The sequence below is a fragment of the Serratia sp. 14-2641 genome (genome assembly GCF_001692375.1).
In the GTDB taxonomy this organism is placed as follows: Bacteria; Pseudomonadota; Gammaproteobacteria; order Enterobacterales; family Enterobacteriaceae; genus Chania; species Chania fonticola_C.
Map to the genome: position 1 here is coordinate 574957 of NZ_LXKR01000001.1, position 20539 is coordinate 595495.

Consider the following 20539-nt stretch of genomic DNA (forward strand, 5'->3'; position numbering starts at 1 on the left):
ATCACTAAACGTCATTAAGTATGCTTATTCAATTGATTGTATCAATGTATTGGCTCAAATGGTAACGATTCTTAGTTACTTTCATGCGCTTGAGGAAGGAGCTTATGATCGGAATCAAGTCAAAATAAGTAGTTCTGCTAACCAAGTGGTCGTTAATTCAATAACAATGTTAAATTATTTCATTTGTTAATTATTCGTCAGTGAATAACTTATCCGCGACATATCGATTTTCCTGACGTATCTTACTGCGCAGAGACAACGAAATGCTGCTAGATGCGATTTCAACTCACAATCAGGAGGACGGGTGGATCACAATCAGTTTGGGCAACCCATTGGTACAGCGCTTGAGGGCTGGCAACCTGCGGGTGAACCGGGAAAACAGAGTCTCCAAGGGCGTTTCTGCTGCTTGCAGCCGATGGATATCGCGCGCCGTGCTGATGAGTTATTTCATGCCTATCAACTGGCGGAAGACGGGCGCGACTGGACCTATCTGTCTAGTGAACGCCCCATGGAGCTGCCTGTTTTCCAGCAGTATTTGCAGCAACAGCTGGCAACCCAGGGTAGAAACACCCTGGTGGTGATCGATGCGACTACCGGTAAAGCGGTCGGCACCTGTGCTTTCTTGAACATCGACCAACCCAACGGGGTGGTCGAGTTGGGGATGATCAACTGGTCACCTTTGATGAAGCGCAGAGCGATGGGGAGTGAAGCCATCTTTCTGATGCTCAAGCACGCTTTTGACGACTTGGGCTTTCGCCGTTGCGAATGGAAATGCGATCGTCTGAATGCCGCCTCTCGTGAGGCTGCACTGCGTATGGGCTTCACCTTTGAGGGGACTTTTCGTCAGGCGATGACCAGAAAGGGGCGCAACCGCGACACGGACTGGCTATCCATCATCGATGGTGAATGGCCGGTATTGCGCGAGGCGTTTACCGCCTGGCTATCGCCGTTGAATATCACAACCGACGGCCAGCAGAAGCGAAGCCTCGCCACTTTCAGACCTCTGCCCGACAGGCCTGCATTGATGCCAGCGCCAAAGTAATATCCTGCTCTTCAGTCATCCAATTCACCAGGGCTGCCCGAATACCCGGTTGGCCCGCGTAGCTGGTGGGCGTACAGCGCACCATGCCGTGCCGATCCAAGCGTTCGATGAAGCGGTTGCGTGCGGCGGTGGCATCGCCTGTAACGCCCTTCAGCGCAAAGCATACGATGTTCAGCTCCACTGGGGCCAGCACGCGGAAGCCTTCACTGGCCGCCAATCCGTCACCTAAACGTCGCGCCAACGTCACGTTACGCTCGACGATCTCTCGCATACCGCTGCTGCCGTAGGCTTTCAATGCCATCCACAAGGGCAGGGCGCGAAAACGCCGCGAGTTCTCGGGCGTCAGGTGCAAATAGTTGTCTGGGCGCAACGTGGGGGCCTCCAGATAGGTCGAGTGATTCTGGAACACCTGCATCTGCAATGCCAGGTGACGGGTAAATTGAATGGCGCTGTCATAAGGGACATTCAGCCATTTATGGGCATCTACGGTGATTGAGTCCGCTTGGTGCCAACCGTCCAGCAGATGGGCTAGGCGGTGAGAACAGGCCGCGATCCCACCAAAGGCGGCATCGACATGCAACCAGAAGGGATAGCGTGCCCGTAGTGCCAGCAGGCGGGGTAGATCGTCAAAAACGCCGGTGTTTACCGTGCCTGCGCTGGCGAGCACTATCGTTGGGATATCTGGCGTGGCGGCAAGGTGACGCTCCAGCGCATCGATATCAATAGCTTCGCAATCAGCCTGGCTGGCGATAGGCTTTAAAGCATCACGCCCAATACCGAGCATGCTGAGCGCTTTCACGCTGCTGGCATGCGCATTGGCGGAAAGGACCTGAATCGGCCCCAAGGCGGCCAATCCAGACTGTGCCACATCGATCCCGCGCTGTTGCCCTAACCACTGGCGGCCGATGGCGATCCCGGTGAAGTTGGCCATGGTTGCACCGCTGACAAAGCTACCGCTGAAGTCGGCGGGCAGTTGCAGCAAGGTTTTCAGTTGCTCAATTGTCGCCAGCTCGATCGCGGCCGCCACGGTATCGTGGCTCAGTTGGCTATTCTGGTCGGCAGTGCTAACCAACCAGTCGGCAGCCAGCGCCGCAGGGGTGCTACCGCCGGTAACAAAACCAAAGTAACGCGGCCCGGCACTGCCGGAAAGGCCAGCCTCATAGCGTTGCCAAAACGCTTCTAACGCCGCTAACGCCCCGCAACCCTCTTCGGCCAGCCGATCGTCATCGGTTTGCAACTGCTGTGCGGCCAAGGGGGGGCATACCGGGCGCTGGCTCAAGCTGGCAAGGAAGCCCTGCGCCAATTGGTTGGTATGGTCAAGTATGCGGGGTAAATCGTCGAGATCCTGCTGCAAACGTGGGTGCATGGTCATGCCTTGGATTAGGGGCCAGTAGGTTTGCACTATAGGCGATCCTGATTAGTGCTAATATCGATAAAAAATGACCCTTTTGGATAGTAAGGCTAACCAGCAATGAATGAGCGTCTTCCCCTGCATATTTTGCCAACCTTTGTGATCGCTGCGCGGTTGGAGAATTTGCGTGCCACGGCGCAACGCGTCAGCCTGACTCACGGTGCCGTTAGCCAACAAATTCAGCAGCTCGAACAGGCTATTGGCTACCCACTCTTTGACCGCTTCGGGCGTGGGGTACGGCTGAATGCTGCAGGGCGCGAACTGCTGGCGGCAACTGAGCCTGCTTTACTCGCTTTGCAACAAGGCGTTGACCGAGCCAGACGGGTAGCGGTCAGCCAGATGTTGCGCATCAGCGTGCTGCCTTCCTTTGCGCATTACTGGTTGTTGCCCAGGTTGGCTGAGTTTCATCGTGCTTGCCCTGGGATCCGGTTGGATATTGACGCCTCGCTGGCGATTCAGGATCTCGGCCGTAAAGGATTCGATGCCGCGATCCGCATTGGTGATGGCCAATGGTCAGGCGTTCAGGCTCAGCGTATCGCTTCAGGAGTCGTGCTGCCGGTAGCGACCCCGGAGCTGGCCAGGCAGTGGCAGGAGGCATTTGATGCTGGAGATCCACAGATCCCGCTGCTTGAGCATGACGTTACTCCCTGGCATAGCTGGTTTAGTGCCGCAGGGAGAATGGGTGGTGGGCAGCAGTTGGCGCTGTTCAACGACGCGGGGTTACTGCTGCGTGCAGCCGAGCAGGGGTTTGGTATTGCGTTGGTGAAGGCCGTGTTGGCGCAGGATGCGATTGCAGCAGGGCGCTTGGTACCTTTGGCAGCCGCGCTGCATTTGAACGATAGCGATATCTATCTGGCGTGGCCACAAGCCGCCGGTTTAACGTCTGAGGTGGCAGCGTTACTGAACTGGTTACAGCAACAGCTAAACTAAATCGCTCAACCGGATCACTCGTGCTGCGTCTTGGGTCACCCTACAAATTAACCCACGTTGCTCACTACGAAGAGGCGCTGCTTCGGCCGACTATTATTGTACCTATAACAGTATTTATTTAAGGGGAATATTCGGTTTAGTCTTCGTTTAATAATATAACCTTTACTTCACAACCTCATGTCATTATACTCCAGCCAAAATTACCGTGGAGAAAACCAATTGGACAGTTGCAGTAGTAGCGAAATAATAAAGGCAAGTTGACCAATCTCCTGTGATTTGTTGCTTGCCGAACACGGCGGGCAGCACCCCTCTCTCGTTATTCCGAGCTGTGCAAACCCGAACATGATTGTTGTCCCCGAGGCGCTCGCGCATTGGGCGTATTGATTCGGATATGATTATGGTATTTAACCATCACCACGGCCTTTTCCCTCCGGGCACCCAAACGCTGACCCGCTGATTAATTATCGGCGCGATTTCGCGTGTGCTTAACGGCACATGATTCAACCTCAATGATTAATTAAGGGGAAGATCATGGCTATGACTCCTTTTATCCTGAATTTATTCCTGGCAATGGGCCTGGGTGCCGTTATTGGTGCCGAGCGTCAATGGCGTCAGCGTATGGCGGGCTTACGTACCAATTCTTTGGTTGCGACCGGAGCCGCCGTTTTTATCCTGAGCTCTTTTGACACCGAGCCTTCCAGCGCGGGGCGTATTGCGGCGCAGATCGTTTCCGGTATCGGTTTTCTTGGTGCTGGCGTGATTATGCGGGAAGGGCTGAATATCCGCGGCCTGAATACGGCGGCCACCTTGTGGTGCTCTGCGGCTATCGGCGTGCTATGTGGCCTGGGGCAGCATTGGGAAGCTGTCTGCGCCACCCTGGTGATCCTGTGTGCCAATATCCTGCTGCGTGAAGCGGCGCAGCGCATTAACCTGCAACCCCAGCAGCAGGCGGTGGATCTGGAGCTGCGTTATCGCGTCCAGGTCACCTGCGGGGAGCAGGATGAAATCCTGGTTCGTACCCTGATCCTACAGGCATTGAACGGCGTGGCATTACGTCTGCAATCGCTGCGTAGCGCCGATATTGCCATTCCTGGTCAGTTGGAAGTCTGTGCGGAAATTGTGGCTAATCCGGCCGCGCAAAAAGAGATTGAGGGCATTGTCTGCCGTATTAGTTTAGAACGCAGCGTGAGTGCCGTGCATTGGCGCGTGGCGTCAGAATTACCCGTTTAACGATAAATAACCTTCACCGATAAGGTGATAAGGATGTGTTATGCAAGCACCCCCCAGAGATTTTATTATTCTGCGTATACCCGTCGTCTTTCAAGCTGTAGCGTTGTTTCCAGCAGCTACTCACCCCCAGTCACTTACCCAAAAGTAAGCTCCTGGGGAGGAGTAAGCTTGTCGCCTAGCTAAAACTTGAAATCCAAAGGTATATTAATGGAATAAACATTACGTTAATGAAGTAAACCAAATAAATTCCACTTTGTGCATGTTCACCCGTTATTACGGGCGGGGTAACCCTGTGTGCAAAGTAAAAAAAGAGAATAGCGTCATGACCCATATTAAAGAAAATAGCCGTCGCCGTGATAAACAGCGCGAGCCGTATGCCATTGCTCTCGAGGCAAAGAACAGCCTCGATCAAACGTTGGCTAATTTAAACTGTAACCGCATCGGATTAACTCAGGAAGATGCCCAGGAGCGTTTGCAGTATTTCGGTAGTAATCAGGTTGCCCATGAGAAGGCACCGCATGCACTGGTACAGTTAGTCAGCGCGTTTAACAACCCGTTTATCTTTGTGTTGATGGTGCTGGCAGGGATCAGTTTCTTTACCGATTACTGGCTGCCCATGCAAAACGGTGAGGAAACCGATCTTACCGGCGTCATCATTATCCTGATTATGGTTACGTTGAGCGGGTTGCTGCGCTTCTGGCAGGAATACCGCACCAATAAAGCGGCCGAATCACTCAAATCGATGGTGCGTACCACGGCAACGGTGCTGCGCCGCAGTAATTTCAGCACCCAGGCGTTAGCGGTGGAAATTCCCATTCGTGAGTTGGTTCCGGGCGATATTATCAAGCTCTCCGCTGGGGACATGATACCTGCGGACCTCCGTTTGCTCAGCTCACGCGATCTGTTTATCAGCCAGGCCATCTTGACCGGCGAAGCTATTCCGATCGAAAAATACGATGCCTTGGCCGGCGTGAGCCAAAAGTCCAGCGAGATTGATGCCTCCAGTGAAAGCGAACTGCTGGAGTTGGCCAATATCTGCCTGATGGGCACCAACGTGGCCAGCGGAACGGCGACGGCGGTGGTGGTCGCGACCGGTGGCCGCACCTACTTTGGCTCCCTGGCTAAGTCGATCGTCGGTTCCCGTTCGCAAACTGCCTTTGACCGTGGAGTAAACAGCGTTAGCTGGTTGCTGATCCGCTTTATGTTGGTGATGGTGCCGATCGTCTTGCTGATTAACGGTTTTACCAAAGGCGACTGGACGGAGGCGGCGCTGTTTGCCTTGGCGGTCGCCGTGGGGCTGACGCCGGAAATGCTGCCGATGATCGTCAGCTCGAACCTGGCGAAAGGCGCAATTGCCATGGCGCGCCGCAAGGTGGTGGTCAAACGGCTGAATGCGATCCAGAACTTTGGCGCGATGGACGTGCTTTGTACCGATAAAACCGGCACCCTGACGCAGGATCGCATCATTCTGGAACACCATCTGGATGTGAATGGAAGCAAGGATAACCACGTGCTGCATTTAGCCTGGTTGAACAGCTTCCATCAGAGCGGCATGAAGAACCTGATGGATCAGGCGGTGATCCGTTTTGGCCAGGGCCAGCCAGGCGTTGAGGCGTTGGGGCGCTATAGCAAGGTTGATGAGCTGCCGTTTGATTTTATACGTCGTCGCTTGTCGATAGTGGTACAGGATGAACAACAGCGCCAACTGCTGATTTGCAAAGGTGCAGTTGAAGAGATGTTGGAGATTGCCACTCACGTCCGTGTCGGGCAAGAGGTGTTGACGCTTGACGAGGCTCGCCGTGCCGATTTGCAGGCGTTGGCCTGCCAGTACAATGAAAATGGTTTCCGCGTGCTGGTGCTGGCAACGCGAGATCTGGGTCTGGAAGGTTGCTCTCTGCCATTGAGCATTGTGGATGAACGCGACCTGGTGATCGAAGGCCTGCTGACCTTCCTCGATCCGCCAAAAGAGAGCGCTCGTGAAGCGATTGCTGCCCTGCAGGAAAATGGCGTGGCGGTGAAAGTGCTGACCGGTGACAACCCGGTAATCACCTGTAAAATCTGCCGTGACGTTGGCCTGGAACCGGGAACGCCGCTCTCCGGCCTGGAGATTGAACAGATGGACGATGCCCATCTGATGCGTGAGGTTGAGCAACGTACGGTATTCACCAAGCTGACGCCGCTACAAAAATCACGCGTGCTGAAAATGTTGCAGGCTAATGGCCACACCGTGGGCTTCCTGGGGGATGGCATTAACGACGCCCCGGCGTTACGCGATGCCGACGTGGGCATTTCTGTCGATACCGGTACCGACATTGCCAAGGAATCCGCCGATATCATCCTGTTGGAAAAGAACCTGATGGTGCTGGAAGAAGGGGTGATCAAAGGGCGTGAAACCTTCGGCAATATCATCAAGTATCTGAACATGACCGCCAGCTCCAACTTCGGCAACGTGTTCTCGGTGCTGGTGGCCAGTGCGTTTATTCCGTTCCTGCCGATGCTGGCGATCCACCTGCTGTTACAGAACCTGATGTACGATATCTCCCAGCTTTCCCTGCCGTGGGACAAGATGGACAAAGAGTTCCTGCGTAAACCCCGCAAATGGGATGCCAAGAACATTGGTCGCTTTATGCTGTGGATTGGGCCGACGTCTTCGATTTTCGACATCACTACCTATGCGTTGATGTGGTTTGTGTTTGCCGCCAATAGCGTAGAGCATCAAGCTCTGTTCCAGTCCGGCTGGTTTATAGAAGGACTGCTGTCTCAGACGCTGGTAGTGCATATGCTCCGTACCCAGAAGATCCCGTTCATTCAGAGCACCGCGGCGCTGCCGGTGTTGTTGACCACCGGGATTATTATGGCACTCGGTATCTATATTCCATTCTCGCCGCTTGGGGCATGGGTCGGGTTGCAACCGCTGCCGTGGGAGTATTTCCCTTGGCTGGTGGCCACGCTGGTCAGCTACTGTGTGGTGGCGCAATTGATGAAGCGTTTCTACATCCGCCGCTTTGGCAAGTGGTTCTAATCTACGTTATCACCGGGCGTTACGCCCGGTGATAAACCTCAATAGGCCCGATGCGTAGGGGAGCAGCCCCTGAGGTCGAACATGTGCAGCCCTCTTATACATTCAGCACGTGCTCGCGCGTGCGACTAAAGGCTGCGGCAATGCCTGCGATATTCAGAGGGGGAACGATCGGTATGCTTTTTGAATATCCGGCAAAAATAGTTACTGTCGTCGAACCCACAGTTATGAGCGATCTCTTTGATCTTCAGATCATAGCCACGCAATAGATTTTTCGCCCGCTCGAGGCGCACCCCGGTGATGTACTCATTGAAACCGACTGGGCCTGACTTTTGAAACAGGTGGGACAGATAGTTAGGGGTAATATGAAATCGTTTGGCAACGCCTTCCCGTGTTAACGGCAACCCGGCGTGGTCATCAAGGTAATCCTGTATGGCCAGCAGCAGTTCCTGGCTTTTACTGACGGTTTGCCCCTGGCCTGCGAGCTGTTCCAGGCAGTGGCTGACCAACCCGGTAAAGATCAGCTGCGAGGTCAATGCATCAGGTTGCAGCAAAACCTCATTCATCGCCAGCAGCAGGTATGAGCCGACTCTGGGCCCACGCCGCGCAACGTGCTGTTTTTGCGTTTCACACAGCGTTTGCCCGTCCCATCTTTGCAGGCTGAAACCCAGCTTTTGCTTACTGAACAAGATGCTCAGCGTGGTGGCTGGTTGGGTCCATTGGGGAAAACTCCATTTGCCCGCAGGAACATAAAGCACCTGATAGCTGGAGAGCGTGTTATTTGCCAAAGGTAGACACTGATCTTCAACTTCCCCTTCGAGCACTATTTCAAGCCGTGGAAAAGGCACGCAGAAGGCCAAAGGCGGGGCGGGAAAAGTGGGCTCAGGAAACCTTACCTGGATCGCATTCTGATGGGAAATCAGCTGTTCAAGCAGGGCAACTAGCGTTTCAGACATCGCGATCTCCAGTGCGCTTCGGCGGTTAACGATGCATTTAAGAATGATGATAAACCCAGGCGGGCAGTGCAATTAAGGTGTTATTTCCTGGCGTTCAAGGAGCTTTACGCATTTATGACCCAGGTCACATTTTTGGCTGGCGTACATCTGTGTCCAGTATTTCGTAGTAAAAGCCCCCTGTTTTTGGCCCAGGCTTCCAGTAAATTTGCCGTTATGTTATCAAAAAGTAAATGGAGAAATCATGATGCAGCGTCAATCCGAGATATACCTGGAGGCTTTAGGAGCCAGCATCGAGTTAACGGCACAGATGAAGCAGGAGCTTGATACGTTGGGGTATACCGTGGTGCACAACGTGGCCGATCCTGACTGGCTGGTGGCGATGCGTAATCTTATCGATGAGCTGGTGGAGAAAGAAGGGGATAACCTGGCCATTGAGCACCATCAGGAAGCGACGGCAACGCGCATTGCCAACATGGTGAATAAAGGTGTGGTGTGGGAAAAGGTGTGGTCGCATCCGCTGATCCTGTCTGCCTGCCGCTATATTTTCAACGGTGAGTTCAAAGTCTCGAGCCTCAATGCCCGAGAAGCCTTGCACGGTGGCGGCCATCAGCCTCTGCATGCCGACTGGAAAAAGCCGCGCCCCGATTTTCCCAAAGTACATTTGGTCAATGCGATATGGGCGATTGACGACCTAAGTGCGGAAAATGGCGCGCCGCGGATTATCGCCGGAACGCACCTGCGGCCAGAACTGCCGGAAGATGTGTTGGCCGATCCCGACTTGGCACATCCCGATGAAATTGTTTTTGCAGCCCCTGCCGGTAGCGTGATGATCTACAACGCGCACACCTGGCATGGAGGTACTCAGAATAGGATCGGTACCCGGCGGCGGGTGTTGCACGCTCTCTATATTGACCGTGCAGATACCGCCCAGCAGGATCAGCGCCGCTGGCTGAAGGAGGAAACGGCCAGCCGACTGACCCCGGCGCAAAAATGGCTGCTGGATGTGCTTTGAGTCTCTGGAGTAGGAGCGCTGCTGCGCCCGTTAAATCCGATGTCAGCACCGGATCTGCGAAGCAGCTCTCGTTAATTGTTACGTTAATGTTGCCGTAATGGACTATTGTCTTCTCTTCACTTGCGAACCAGCAACGCGCGTCACGTTTGCCAAAGGCGTGAGCGACACGGAGAGAGAACATGAATCAGCGGGAACTAGAAAGCGCCATCGTTACCGATTTTTCCAAGCGCATGAGCTATGGTGATTACCTGTGCCTGGATCGACTGCTGGATTGTCAGCAGCCACTTTCCAACCCGCAGCATCATGATGAGATGCTGTTTGTGGTGCAACATCAGACCTCGGAACTGTGGATGAAACTGATGCTGCATGAACTGCAGGCGGCCAGGACACTGGTGCAGCAGGATAAGCTCAGCCACTGCTTCAAGATCCTGGCCAGGGTAAAGCAGATCCAGCGTTTGCTGTTTGAGCAATGGGCGGTGCTGGAAACGCTGACTCCGTCGGAATATGTGGAGTTCCGTGGCGTGCTGGGTAATTCGTCGGGTTTCCAATCTCATCAATATCGTTCGATCGAGTTTTTGTTGGGTAACAAAAATGCCGCCATGCTGGCCGTCTTTAGCGACGATGCGCCAAAACATGCCGCGCTGAAAGCGATCCTCGAAGCCCCGAGTCTGTATGACGAATTCCTCCGCTATCTTTCCCGCCACGGCCTTGCGGTACCTCAGGCATGCATTGAGCGAGACTGGACCCAGCCGTACCAGCGCAATCCAGAGCTGTTACCGGTGTTCAAACTGATTTACGATAATCCGCAAACCTACTGGGCGGCCTACGAAATGGCCGAGAAGCTGGTGGATATCGAGGAAAGCTTCCATCTATGGCGTTTTCGCCATATGAAAACGGTCGAGCGGATCATTGGTTTTAAATCGGGTACCGGCGGCTCCAGCGGTGTCAGCTTCTTGAAGAAGGCGCTAGAACTGACATTTTTCCCTGAATTGCTGGATGTACGAACCGAAATTGGCGCTTGACTCTACTGTTCCGGACATAGGCGAGAGGAGTGATGACAATGGCGGTAAGCATTGAGCAAAAACCGGCAGAAAAGGCCGTTGGCGTGCGGGTTGTGGGGCCTTATGCACAATCAGTCCCACTGGGTTTTCAGCAACTGATGGCCTGGCAACAACAGCAAAGCATTCCCGTGGGGAAATGGCTGGTACTCTACTGGGACGATCCGAACCAGGTCGCAGCGGAAAAGCTGCGTGCCGACGTGGTGTTTACCGTTGCCGATGATTTTGTGCTGCCTGCCGGCAGTGAAAACATGGTGATACAAACCCTGCCCGCAGGGGAGTACGCCGTGTACCGGGTGCGGATCACCGATGGGGATTTCGCCACCCCCTGGCGTAATTTTTACCAGCAGATGTTACCCGCCAGCGGCTATCGGCCGTCTGAGGGCGTTTGCTATGAGCATTATCTCAATGATTGCGTGGCTGATGGCTACTTTGAACTGGAGATCTGCCAGTCGGTAACCAAGATCTGAAGGCTGCGTAAAGGGTTCAGGGCGCATCGCGCCCTGAACAGAGGATCACTCCTCGGCGACGCGGATAATCAGCTTGCCGAAGTTTTTCCCTTTCAGCAGCCCGAAAAAGGCCTGAGGGGCATTCTCTAACCCGTCGACTACGTCCTCGCGGAATTTGATCTTGCCCTGGCTGACCCATTCCCCCATCTGTTGTAGAAACTCGCCGAAGTTTTCTGCGTAATCATCGAAGATGATAAAACCCTGCATCTTGATGCGTTTGCGCAGGATCAGGCCTTGTAATAACGGCAAGCGATCTGGGCCTGGTGGTAACTCGGTCGCGCTGTAGTGGGCGATCATGCCACAAACGGGAATACGTGCCTTGGTATTGAGCAAAGGAATAACCGCATCGAATACTGCGCCGCCGACGTTTTCGTAGTAAATATCGATGCCCTGGGGGCAGGCTGCCGCCAGTTGGGCCGCAAAGTCGGCCGAGCGGTGATCGATACAGGCATCAAATCCCAGCTCCTCCACCACATAGCGGCATTTTTCTGCGCCACCCGCCACGCCCACCACGCGGCATCCTTTCAGCTTGGCGATCTGGCCTACCACGGAACCTACGGCTCCGCTGGCTGCCGCGACCACCAAGGTTTCGCCCGCCTGTGGCTGGCCGATATCCAGCAGCCCCATATAGGCGGTAAACCCGGGCATACCTAATACGCCAAGGAACCGGGAAGGGTGATCCAGTTTGGCTCCCAGATTACGCAGGCCACTGCCGTCCGACAGCGCATGGCTTTGCCACCCGTCGTAACCAAGCACCCAATCTCCAACGTTAAAGTCCGGATGCTGTGAAGCCTGCACGCGGGAAACTGTGCCGCCGACCATCACTTCGCCTATCTGTACCGGGGGGGCATAAGAGGGCGCATCGCTCATACGGCCACGCATATAGGGATCTAATGAAAGATAAACTGTGCGCAGCAACAACTGCCCGGCGGCGGGCTGTGGGATGGGGCTGGTTTCCAGGCGGAAATTGTCTGCCTGCGGTTCCCCGTGCGGGCGTGAAGCTAAAACAAAACGGCGGTTATGCGCTTGCTGAGACATCGATGACTCCTTGGCGACGGTGTTGAACGAAAGGCGTTCAGGTACTGGCTAGTCTAGTTAATCTGTCGCAGTGGAAAATAGCGTTATGTGCGCACTTATGCGATAACGTAAAAAGCGTAGCGGGAACCGTGTTGAAAAATAGGGCGTAATAGCTGTGGTTGCGGAATATTTGTTGAACACTGCCTTATATCGTGATGAAAAATAACGACCGAAATCTGGTTGTCAACCATAGGTAACAGTGATATTCGAGATTGGGTATATTGCTAGAGGCACGATAATTCCGATGTCATATAGTGATGGTGAGGATGATATTAAGGGCAAGTTGTAGAATAAGCGATGTTTTATTGGCGAGCAGGTATTGCTTACGACTCACTTAATTTGTTCGAAGAAAAAAGAAGCCCACCTTGAATAGTCAACTGAGGTGATGACTGTGCGTTATAGCGGAACGATCAGCACATCAATGCTGCTGGTATTGATAAAGCGTGCGGCGGAGCAGGCCACTTTATTCATCATGCTATCGCTGTGGTTGCCACAGATGACCAGATCAAAGGGTTGCTTCTGGTTGGCGTAGGCCAGGCAGTCACCCAACTCGCCGTGAATGATCCGCGTAGCGATATTGGGATAGTTTGCCTGTAGGCACAGTTCTTCCATAAACAGCAGCGTCTCTTCCTCCATCAACGCACGCAGGTCACCCAGCATGGGGGCGGGGAAAATCTCGGCATTGGCAATGATGCTGACTAGCGTGATTTTCCCATCACAGGGACGCACGATAGAGACGGCTTTCTCTACCAGCCGGTGGCTGTCCGCAGCGACTGCCACCGTAACCAGAACGTTGTGATAACCCATGTTCTACTCCCGTTGCCTGAATGTGTGCTTAAAGGGTAGAGCAATGCCTGCGCAATAAATGTGGTTTGTATCACGCGCAACGCTAAACCCCAGGGCAAGGAAGAAATTCCGCCATAAAAGATAAAAAGATGCGCGCATCACTGTCTGGGGGATTAAAGCACCTGTGCCCAGAGTGACTTTGGCACCCTACCCAGGTCAAACAGTTTGCCAGAGACCAGTTCCGCACGGCGATGATCCGCAGCACGGTACATGTTGCTCATTTCATTGTCGTCCGTCAGTGAGTAATTCAGCTTGTCGTAGACTTTTTCCAGACTGTCCAAGCTGGAACATTTGCGAAACGTCATCAGGTAATCGATAGTACTTGTCATAGTTAAAACATAGCCTATTAATAGTATTAAAGCGGAAAGAAAAATCTCACATATTCGCAGAAATCGCCACAAGTTGAAGAGATGTCGTCAGGCAAAATAAAAGAAAAGTGAGTAAATGGAACACGCTTGGCCAAAATACCCCTGATAGGGGAGGAGGCACCCCCGAATGATAATATGTGCCGAGCATCTGGGCAATATATCTTGACAGATAAACCGTCAATTAGGGGGAATCTTACCTTATTAGCTTAGTAGACGTTTGCCAGCATGGCGCTGTGTATCTTTGCCTATAGTAAAGAAAATGATAATGGCAGTGGTTTTGGCGGCAACGCCGTAAAGTGGATGCGCGATGTATTTTCAATGAGCGCATTCAAAAATTTTGCAGAAGAGGTGTAAGGCTCAAGCATAATCTCGCCAGCGCTGAAAAAATAGCCAGGCAATAAAGCATGGATGACCTAATGCACTTTTTGATCTTCGTCATGGGGATTAGGAATTTTCCGTATAATAGATCGGATGCCTCAAATAATAATTAAAATGCTAAGTAAAAATCATTTTTGGACTTTCCTTTCCGAGCAACGCTAGTTGGCATTATCTTTTCTGATTTGTCCACTGTCGACTCCCTCGCCACGAAACACATTGTTACTTCTGTTAACTTGTTCAACCCAAAATACTGCACCTTTAACCGCATGAGTCGCTCTGTCGAAAATTGAAACAGCTACCCAAGTTAAATCTTACTTTTCAGTCGGGGAGATTTTAGCAAGTAATTTTATTCATAACGAGCTGGTTTTAAATGACAATCAGTATTTTAAGCTGCTCTAGTGGCAGGGTGGCAGATTTTTTCTCTGTGATTTGGCTTTAGTTAAGCTTTTGTTCGAATTGATCTAAAAATGGGTATTTTTAGGCTATAAAACCTGGTTTTTAAGACCTTTTCTTACTTTAGTGCATTTATTGCACAGCTTGGGGGATAATAAGTGGTCAGATTTTGGCCTTTTTAAGCTGGATATTTTTTATTTTTGTGATGTGTGTCACATTGTTTTTAAAATTGCAGGTCGCTTACGTTGTGTGGGCTAAGTGATCGGGGGTAGAGTTGCGCTGTTATTAAGATTAATCTTATTATATTTGTAAAAATCGTCTTACGAAAAACACACTTTTGAAGCAGGATGCTGTATATCCATACATGCAATTGCATGTGTATCAAAATACTGAGTAACAACCCGAAATGTGTATAGTCGCGCAGTTGTCGCGGCTGGCGTACAGGGATTTGTTTGCCAACTTTGGGAATGAACCCAGGTCATGGGCGATAATTTATCACCCAGCGTATGTTTTTAAACATAGTCTGTCGGGATGGGAATATGGGTACGTCTGAACTACTTAAACATATTTATGACATTAATTTGTCATATTTGCTTCTGGCACAGCGTCTGATTAACGATGAAAAAGCGTCAGCAATGTTCCGTCTGGGTATTGATAACTCAATGGCGGATGCGCTGTCGCAACTCACGTTGCCACAAATGGTAAAACTGGCAGAAACTAATCAGCTGGTTTGCCACTTCCGTTTCAACGACCACAATACTATCGAGCACCTGACGAAAGAATCTCGCGTGGACGATCTGCAACAGATCCACACCGGCATTTTACTATCGAGCCATTTACTCAAAGAACTACAGGGTAAAGGCGGTAGTGTGACGAAGAAAAGAGCCTGATGATGAGTGAGAAAAGTATTGTTCAGGAAGCCAAGGACATTCAACTCGCCATGGAACTGATCACGCTGGGCGCGCGCTTGCAGATGTTGGAGAGTGAAACGCAGCTCAGCCGTGGGCGATTGATCAAACTGTACAAAGAATTACGCGGCAGTCCACCGCCCAAAGGGATGCTGCCATTCTCGACCGACTGGTTCATGACCTGGGAGCAAAACATCCACTCGTCGATGTTTTTCAATGCTTATCAGTTCCTGCTCAAATGCGGTCAGTGCCACGGGGTTGAGGCCGTGGTCAAAGCCTATCGGCTGTATTTGGAACAGTGTCCGCAGCAGCCAGGCGAACCCCCGTTATTGGCGCTGACACGAGCCTGGACGCTGGTGCGTTTTGTTGACAGCGGTATGTTGCAGCTATCCGCCTGCAGCTGCTGTGGTGGGGCTTTTATCACCCATGCACACCAACCGCTTAACAGTTTTGTCTGCAGTTTATGCCAACCCCCATCCCGCGCAGTAAAAAGACGTAAACTTTCGCCGAAATTGGCCGATATTATTCCACAACTGCTGGAAGAGCAGGTTAAACGCGCAGTCTGAGCCTGCTTGCAGGCTTATACAGCAACACAGACTGGTGAAACTCAAGGGCTCGGTACTCCGGGCTCTCTGGGCGACCCGTGCTGTTGCCGAATTTCACCCGCGCTGACTCACCTTCCACCCATATTGTGAATTTAAGGAATACGTGTGCTAGTTATTTTGGGTTATCTCGTGGTTCTGGGAACCGTGTTTGGCGGCTATATGATTGTCGGGGGCCACCTCGGCGCACTCTATCAGCCTGCCGAATTTTTGATCATCGGGGGGGCTGGTGTGGGGGCCTTTATCGTCGGCAACAACGGTAAAGCGATCAAATCCACGCTACGCGCTCTTCCCAAACTGATGCGCCGCTCAAAATACAACAAAGAACTGTATATGGATCTGATGGCGCTGCTGTATCGGCTGATGGCCAAATCCCGCCAGCAGGGCATGCTGTCGCTTGAGTTTGATATCGATAATCCGCAGGAAAGCGAAATTTTCTCTAATTATCCGCGCATTCTTGCCGATAACCACTTGGTGGAATTTATTACCGACTATTTGCGACTCATGGTGAGCGGCAATATGAACGCCTTTGAGATCGAAGCGTTGATGGATGAAGAGATCGAAACCTTCGAACAGGAAAGCGAGGTACCCGCAGGGAGCCTGGCGATGGTCGGCGATTCATTACCGGCTTTCGGCATCGTGGCCGCCGTGATGGGGGTAGTGCACGCACTCGCTTCGGCTGACCGGCCTGCGGCGGAATTGGGGGCACTGATCGCCAATGCGATGGTGGGCACATTCCTCGGCATTCTGTTGGCCTATGGGTTCATCTCCCCGCTGGCTACTTTGCTGCGCCAGAAGAGTGCGGAAACCACCAAAATGATGCAGTGCATCAAGGTTACCCTGCTGTCGAGTTTGAATGGTTATGCCCCACAGATCGCGGTCGAGTTTGGCCGTAAAACGTTGTACACCACGGAGCGCCCTTCCTTCATTGAGTTAGAAGAGCATGTGCGTAAGGTGAAAGCCCCAGCACAGCAGGCGACGGAAGAGCAGGACGCATGAAACAGAATCACCCGGTTATTCTGGTCAGAAAACGCAAAGCCCATCATGCCGGTCATCACGGCGGCTCCTGGAAAATTGCCTATGCCGATTTTATGACGGCGATGATGGCGTTTTTTCTGGTGATGTGGCTGCTGGCGATTGCCAGCCCGCAGGAGTTGACGCAGATAGCCGAATATTTCCGTACCCCACTGAAGGTGGCGTTGACCAACGGCGACAAGAGCAGCTCGGAAAGCAGCCCAATCCCGGGCGGTGGGGACGATCCAACCCAGCAGCAAGGGTTGGTCAAAAAGCAGATGGATTCACCGGAAAAGCGTGCGGAAGAGCTGCGCCTGAACAAGCTGCGCGAGAAACTCGATGAGCTGATTGAGTCGGACCCGCGCCTGAAAGCGCTGCGGCCGCATTTGCTGATCAACATGATGGACGAAGGATTGCGCATTCAAATTATCGATAGCCAGAACCGGCCGATGTTCAAGACCGGTAGCGCACAGGTGGAAAGCTATATGCGCGATATCCTGCGCGGGATAGCTCCGATCCTTAATGGATTATCGAACAAAATCAGCCTGTCGGGCCATACCGACGATCTGCCTTATGCCACTGGTGAGCGCTACTACAGCAACTGGGAGCTGTCAGCAGATCGTGCCAATGCCTCGCGGCGTGAACTGATCGCTGGTGGTTTGGCCGAAGGCAAAGTATTGCGGGTGGTTGGGATGGCCTCGACCATGAACCTGAAACAGCACGGCGGTGATGATGCTGTTAACCGACGGATCACCATTCTGGTGCTGAACAAAGCAACCCAGCAGGGGATAGAACACGAGAATGCGGAGAGCAGCGCTACGGAAATCGATCAGCCGGAAGGCCTGAAGCAGCTGGCTCCGCAGGCGACGCCACCGGCAATAGCGACACCGGAATTACCGCCGTCGCCGCCTGCTCCAACCGCCGAACTGCCGGCAACGCAGGGTACGCCAGAGCAACCTCCGGCAGCGGTGAAAGCCGCAGGCACCGGGCCGACAGCGGCTATTCCGGCGGCACCTTCCGCCACTTCACCGACTAACAGCGACTCACAGCAGAGGTGACCCCGTGAGCATGGACATTAGCGCTTTTTATCAGACCTTTTTTGATGAGGCAGACGAGCTGCTGGCCGATATGGAGCAACATCTGTTGGAGCTGGACCCGCTGGCCCCGGATATTGAACCACTGAACGCGATTTTCCGCGCTGCCCACTCGATCAAGGGCGGAGCGGCCACTTTCGGCTTTAGCGTACTGCAGGAAACGACCCACCTGCTGGAGAATTTGCTGGACGGTGCCCGGCGTCAGGAAATGAGCCTGAGCACCGAAATTATCAACCTGTTTCTGGAAACCAAAGACATTATGCAGGAGCAACTGGACGCCTATAAAACGTCGCAACAGCCTGATAGCGAGAGCTTTGAGTATATTTGTCAGGCGTTGCGGCAGTTGGCTTTGGAAGCGCAACAGCAGGATGCTCCTGCGGCGGCGGTAACGGTAACCTCACCGGTGGTTCATGCCGCTGCTCCGGCTGCGATTGAAGGCGGGATGCGGATCAGCCTGAGCGGTCTGAAGCCGAATGAAATTCCTCTGATGCTGGAAGAGTTGGGCAATCTGGGCGAGGTGGAAAACCCGCAGCAGACCGAGACCAGCCTGGAGGTCACTTTACTGACCTCTGCCAGTGAGGAGGATATCAGCGCGGTGCTGTGCTTTGTGCTGGAACCGGAGCAGATTGCCTTTTCAACGCCGCCGAAGGCCGTGGAGAAGATCAGTACGCCGGAACCCGTTGCCGTTGTCACACCTGCCGCACCCGCGACGGTGGCTGAAGCGCCGAAGCCCAAAGCCAAGGCTAGCGAGTCCACCAGCATCCGCGTGGCGGTAGAAAAGGTCGATCAACTGATCAATCTGGTGGGGGAATTGGTGATCACTCAGTCGATGCTGGCCCAACGTTCCGGCTCTCTGGATCCGGTCAACCACGGCGATCTGCTCAACAGCATGAGCCAGTTGGAGCGTAACGCTCGCGACCTGCAAGAGTCGGTGATGTCGATCCGCATGATGCCGATGGAGTACGTTTTCAGCCGTTTCCCACGCCTGGTGCGCGATCTGGCCAGCAAGCTGGACAAGCAGGTGGAGTTGACGCTACGGGGCAGCTCTACCGAACTGGACAAGAGCCTGATTGAACGCATTATCGATCCGTTGACGCACCTGGTGCGTAACAGCCTGGATCACGGTATTGAAGAACCTGCTGCGCGCCTGGCCGCCGGTAAGGCCGAAGTCGGTAATCTGATCCTGTCCGCCGAACATCAGGGCGGCAATATCTGCATTGAAGTCACCGATGACGGTGCTGGTCTCAACCGCCAGAAAATTCTCGCCAAGGCTGCCTCACAGGGGCTGGCGGTGAGTGACAACATGAGCGATGAAGAGGTCGGCATGCTGATCTTTGCCCCGGGTTTCTCCACCGCCGAGCAGGTGACCGACGTCTCCGGGCGCGGAGTGGGTATGGACGTGGTGAAGCGAAATATTCAGGAGATGGGGGGCCATGTCGAAATCCATTTCCAGGCAGGGAAGGGCACCTCAATCCGCATATTACTGCCGCTGACGCTGGCCATTCTTGACGGCATGTCGGTCAAGGTGAATGAGGAAGTGTTCATTCTGCCATTGAATGCCGTGATGGAGTCATTGCAACCGCAGGCCGAGGATTTGCATCCGCTGGCCGGTGGGGAGCGTGTGCTTCAGGTACGCGGTGAGTATCTGCCTCTGGTCGAGCTGTACCGGGTGTTTGAGGTTGACGGTGCCAAAACCGAAGCCACCCAGGGCATCGTCGTGATTTTGCAAAGCGCAGGCCGCCGCTATGCGCTGCTGGTCGATCAGTTGATCGGTCAGCACCAGGTGGTGGTGAAAAATCTGGAAAGCAATTATCGCAAGGTGCCGGGTATTTCGGCTGCCACCATTCTGGGGGATGGCAGCGTGGCGCTGATTGTAGATGTTTCGGCGCTGCAAACGCTGAACCGGGAAAAGCGTCTGACGGACGCTGCCGCATAATTATTAACCGACTGATTTAAAGGTGATCGAAATGGCAGGACTGGCAGCCGTCAGCAAACTGGCGGGCGAAACGGTAGGTCAGGAGTTCCTGATTTTTACCTTGGGTAACGAAGAGTATGGCATTGATATCCTCAAGGTTCAGGAGATCCGCGGTTACGATCAGGTAACGCGCATCGCCAACACCCCGGCGTTTATCAAGGGCGTGACCAATCTGCGTGGGGTGATCGTGCCGATTATCGATCTGCGCGTGAAGTTTGCCCAGCAGGACGTCTCTTATGATGAAAACACCGTGGTGATCGTGCTGAACTTTGGCCAGCGGGTGGTGGGGATCGTGGTGGATGGCGTGTCTGATGTGCTGTCGTTAACGGCGGATCAGATCCGCCCGGCCCCCGAGTTTGCGGTCACGCTGGCAACGGAATATCTCACCGGTCTGGGGTCGCTCGGTGAACGTATGCTGATCCTGGTGGATATCGAAAAGCTGCTGAGCAGCGAAGAGATGTCGCTGGTGGATAACGTAGCGAAAAGCGCCTGATTGCCTTAAATGCACCGCAGATTGACTAAGTTGCTGTGTGTGATGGTGTAACTGGTGAGGTGTATTGGCGTCAGTTCCCCTCACCCCAACCCTCTCCCTGTACAGACCGAGGACATCATGAACACTTGTTCGGGGACATGGTAGACACTTACAACATAGGTATGAGTACTTCTGAGTGGAGCTGCTTATGCCGTGGAATGAGAGATCTGCCATGTCATTACGTA

Annotated in this window: 19 protein-coding genes; 14 read left to right on the plus strand and 5 right to left on the minus strand. The window is 53.2% G+C overall.

Going from position 1 to position 20539, the window contains the following annotated elements:
* The first annotated feature begins 304 nt into the window (after positions 1-304).
* Complete coding sequence (locus tag A6U95_RS02670; RefSeq protein ID WP_065683348.1) at positions 305-1042, plus strand: GNAT family protein; 738 nt, start codon at positions 305-307, stop codon at positions 1040-1042.
* On the opposite strand, the gene A6U95_RS02675 is transcribed toward A6U95_RS02670, so the two are convergent.
* Positions 996-2408, minus strand: a complete 1413-nt coding sequence (locus A6U95_RS02675; protein WP_065683349.1) for a pyridoxal-dependent decarboxylase — start codon at positions 2406-2408, stop codon at positions 996-998. The two genes, A6U95_RS02670 and A6U95_RS02675, sit on opposite strands and share 47 nt — an antisense overlap.
* Positions 2409-2513: 105 nt before the next feature.
* Between A6U95_RS02675 and A6U95_RS02680 the strand changes: the two genes are divergently transcribed.
* From A6U95_RS02680 to mgtA, 3 genes are all read left to right on the plus strand, one after another.
* The gene (locus A6U95_RS02680; RefSeq protein WP_065683350.1) at positions 2514-3383 is read left to right on the plus strand and encodes a LysR substrate-binding domain-containing protein; all 870 of its coding nucleotides are present in this window, start codon (positions 2514-2516) and stop codon (positions 3381-3383) included.
* Positions 3384-3914: 531 nt separating this feature from the next.
* Complete coding sequence (locus A6U95_RS02685) at positions 3915-4613, plus strand: MgtC family protein (protein WP_021180910.1); 699 nt, start codon at positions 3915-3917, stop codon at positions 4611-4613.
* Positions 4614-4935: 322 nt separating this feature from the next.
* Positions 4936-7635 (plus strand): magnesium-translocating P-type ATPase, encoded by a 2700-nt coding sequence (gene mgtA / locus A6U95_RS02690; RefSeq protein ID WP_065683351.1) that lies wholly within the window; start codon positions 4936-4938, stop codon positions 7633-7635.
* A gap of 125 nt (positions 7636-7760) precedes the next feature.
* On the opposite strand, the gene A6U95_RS02695 is transcribed toward mgtA, so the two are convergent.
* Entirely contained in the window at positions 7761-8588 is an 828-nt protein-coding gene (locus tag A6U95_RS02695) for a helix-turn-helix domain-containing protein (RefSeq protein WP_065683352.1), read from the minus strand.
* A 244-nt stretch (positions 8589-8832) separates the two neighbouring features.
* Between A6U95_RS02695 and A6U95_RS02700 the strand changes: the two genes are divergently transcribed.
* The 3 genes from A6U95_RS02700 (at position 8833) to sbmC (ending at position 11128) form a co-directional block, all read left to right on the plus strand.
* Complete coding sequence (locus A6U95_RS02700; RefSeq protein WP_065683387.1) at positions 8833-9600, plus strand: phytanoyl-CoA dioxygenase family protein; 768 nt, start codon at positions 8833-8835, stop codon at positions 9598-9600.
* A 179-nt stretch (positions 9601-9779) separates the two neighbouring features.
* On the plus strand, positions 9780-10622 hold the full coding sequence (gene kynA / locus A6U95_RS02705; RefSeq protein ID WP_065683353.1) for a tryptophan 2,3-dioxygenase: 843 nt from the start codon (positions 9780-9782) through the stop codon (positions 10620-10622).
* Positions 10623-10660: 38 nt separating this feature from the next.
* Entirely contained in the window at positions 10661-11128 is a 468-nt protein-coding gene (gene sbmC, locus A6U95_RS02710) for a DNA gyrase inhibitor SbmC (protein ID WP_065683354.1), read from the plus strand.
* 45 nt (positions 11129-11173) lie between these two features.
* Here sbmC and A6U95_RS02715 read toward each other — a convergent pair whose 3' ends face one another.
* The 3 genes from A6U95_RS02715 to ydgT all read right to left on the minus strand — a co-directional run bounded on the left by A6U95_RS02715 (position 11174) and on the right by ydgT (position 13419).
* Entirely contained in the window at positions 11174-12205 is a 1032-nt protein-coding gene (locus A6U95_RS02715) for an NADP-dependent oxidoreductase (protein ID WP_065683355.1), read from the minus strand.
* A 435-nt stretch (positions 12206-12640) separates the two neighbouring features.
* Positions 12641-13051: a universal stress protein UspC gene (gene uspC, locus A6U95_RS02720; RefSeq protein WP_065683356.1), complete on the minus strand. Its 411-nt coding sequence runs from the start codon at positions 13049-13051 to the stop codon at positions 12641-12643.
* A gap of 152 nt (positions 13052-13203) precedes the next feature.
* Positions 13204-13419, minus strand: a complete 216-nt coding sequence (ydgT, locus tag A6U95_RS02725; protein WP_024485780.1) for a transcription modulator YdgT — start codon at positions 13417-13419, stop codon at positions 13204-13206.
* A 264-nt stretch (positions 13420-13683) separates the two neighbouring features.
* Here ydgT and A6U95_RS31655 point away from each other — a divergent pair, with 264 nt between their 5' ends.
* The 7 genes from A6U95_RS31655 (at position 13684) to cheW (ending at position 20315) form a co-directional block, all read left to right on the plus strand.
* Positions 13684-13812 carry a hypothetical protein gene (locus tag A6U95_RS31655; protein WP_256388576.1) on the plus strand — a complete coding sequence of 43 codons (129 nt, stop codon included), beginning with the start codon at positions 13684-13686 and terminating at the stop codon, positions 13810-13812.
* A gap of 956 nt (positions 13813-14768) precedes the next feature.
* Positions 14769-15119 carry a flagellar transcriptional regulator FlhD gene (flhD, locus tag A6U95_RS02730; RefSeq protein ID WP_065683357.1) on the plus strand — a complete coding sequence of 117 codons (351 nt, stop codon included), beginning with the start codon at positions 14769-14771 and terminating at the stop codon, positions 15117-15119.
* Positions 15119-15703 (plus strand): flagellar transcriptional regulator FlhC, encoded by a 585-nt coding sequence (gene flhC / locus A6U95_RS02735; protein ID WP_151901044.1) that lies wholly within the window; start codon positions 15119-15121, stop codon positions 15701-15703. The genes flhD and flhC overlap by 1 nt, the downstream gene beginning before the upstream one ends.
* A 144-nt stretch (positions 15704-15847) precedes the next feature.
* On the plus strand, positions 15848-16738 hold the full coding sequence (gene motA, locus A6U95_RS02740; protein WP_021180921.1) for a flagellar motor stator protein MotA: 891 nt from the start codon (positions 15848-15850) through the stop codon (positions 16736-16738).
* A complete protein-coding gene (motB, locus tag A6U95_RS02745; RefSeq protein ID WP_065683359.1) occupies positions 16735-17811 on the plus strand; it encodes a flagellar motor protein MotB in 1077 nt (358 codons plus the stop codon). Before motA ends, motB begins: the two co-directional genes overlap by 4 nt.
* A gap of 4 nt (positions 17812-17815) precedes the next feature.
* The gene (gene cheA / locus A6U95_RS02750) at positions 17816-19783 is read left to right on the plus strand and encodes a chemotaxis protein CheA (RefSeq protein WP_065683360.1); all 1968 of its coding nucleotides are present in this window, start codon (positions 17816-17818) and stop codon (positions 19781-19783) included.
* 31 nt (positions 19784-19814) lie between these two features.
* The gene (cheW, locus tag A6U95_RS02755; protein WP_024528913.1) at positions 19815-20315 is read left to right on the plus strand and encodes a chemotaxis protein CheW; all 501 of its coding nucleotides are present in this window, start codon (positions 19815-19817) and stop codon (positions 20313-20315) included.
* The last annotated feature ends 224 nt before the right edge of the window (positions 20316-20539 follow it).

Coding starts and splice junctions, on each gene's coding strand:
- ydgT (WP_024485780.1), bottom strand. CDS start 13,419: ATGACAAGTACTATCGATTACCTGATGACGTTTCGCAAATGTTCCAGC.
- flhD (WP_065683357.1), top strand. CDS start 14,769: ATGGGTACGTCTGAACTACTTAAACATATTTATGACATTAATTTGTCA.
- motB (WP_065683359.1), top strand. CDS start 16,735: ATGAAACAGAATCACCCGGTTATTCTGGTCAGAAAACGCAAAGCCCAT.
- A6U95_RS02700 (WP_065683387.1), top strand. CDS start 8,833: ATGCAGCGTCAATCCGAGATATACCTGGAGGCTTTAGGAGCCAGCATC.
- sbmC (WP_065683354.1), top strand. CDS start 10,661: ATGGCGGTAAGCATTGAGCAAAAACCGGCAGAAAAGGCCGTTGGCGTG.
- mgtA (WP_065683351.1), top strand. CDS start 4,936: ATGACCCATATTAAAGAAAATAGCCGTCGCCGTGATAAACAGCGCGAG.
- A6U95_RS02680 (WP_065683350.1), top strand. CDS start 2,514: ATGAATGAGCGTCTTCCCCTGCATATTTTGCCAACCTTTGTGATCGCT.
- A6U95_RS02695 (WP_065683352.1), bottom strand. CDS start 8,588: ATGTCTGAAACGCTAGTTGCCCTGCTTGAACAGCTGATTTCCCATCAG.
- cheW (WP_024528913.1), top strand. CDS start 19,815: ATGGCAGGACTGGCAGCCGTCAGCAAACTGGCGGGCGAAACGGTAGGT.
- kynA (WP_065683353.1), top strand. CDS start 9,780: ATGAATCAGCGGGAACTAGAAAGCGCCATCGTTACCGATTTTTCCAAG.
- A6U95_RS31655 (WP_256388576.1), top strand. CDS start 13,684: ATGGCGCTGTGTATCTTTGCCTATAGTAAAGAAAATGATAATGGCAGT.
- flhC (WP_151901044.1), top strand. CDS start 15,119: ATGATGAGTGAGAAAAGTATTGTTCAGGAAGCCAAGGACATTCAACTC.
- A6U95_RS02675 (WP_065683349.1), bottom strand. CDS start 2,408: ATGCACCCACGTTTGCAGCAGGATCTCGACGATTTACCCCGCATACTT.
- A6U95_RS02715 (WP_065683355.1), bottom strand. CDS start 12,205: ATGTCTCAGCAAGCGCATAACCGCCGTTTTGTTTTAGCTTCACGCCCG.
- A6U95_RS02685 (WP_021180910.1), top strand. CDS start 3,915: ATGGCTATGACTCCTTTTATCCTGAATTTATTCCTGGCAATGGGCCTG.
- uspC (WP_065683356.1), bottom strand. CDS start 13,051: ATGGGTTATCACAACGTTCTGGTTACGGTGGCAGTCGCTGCGGACAGC.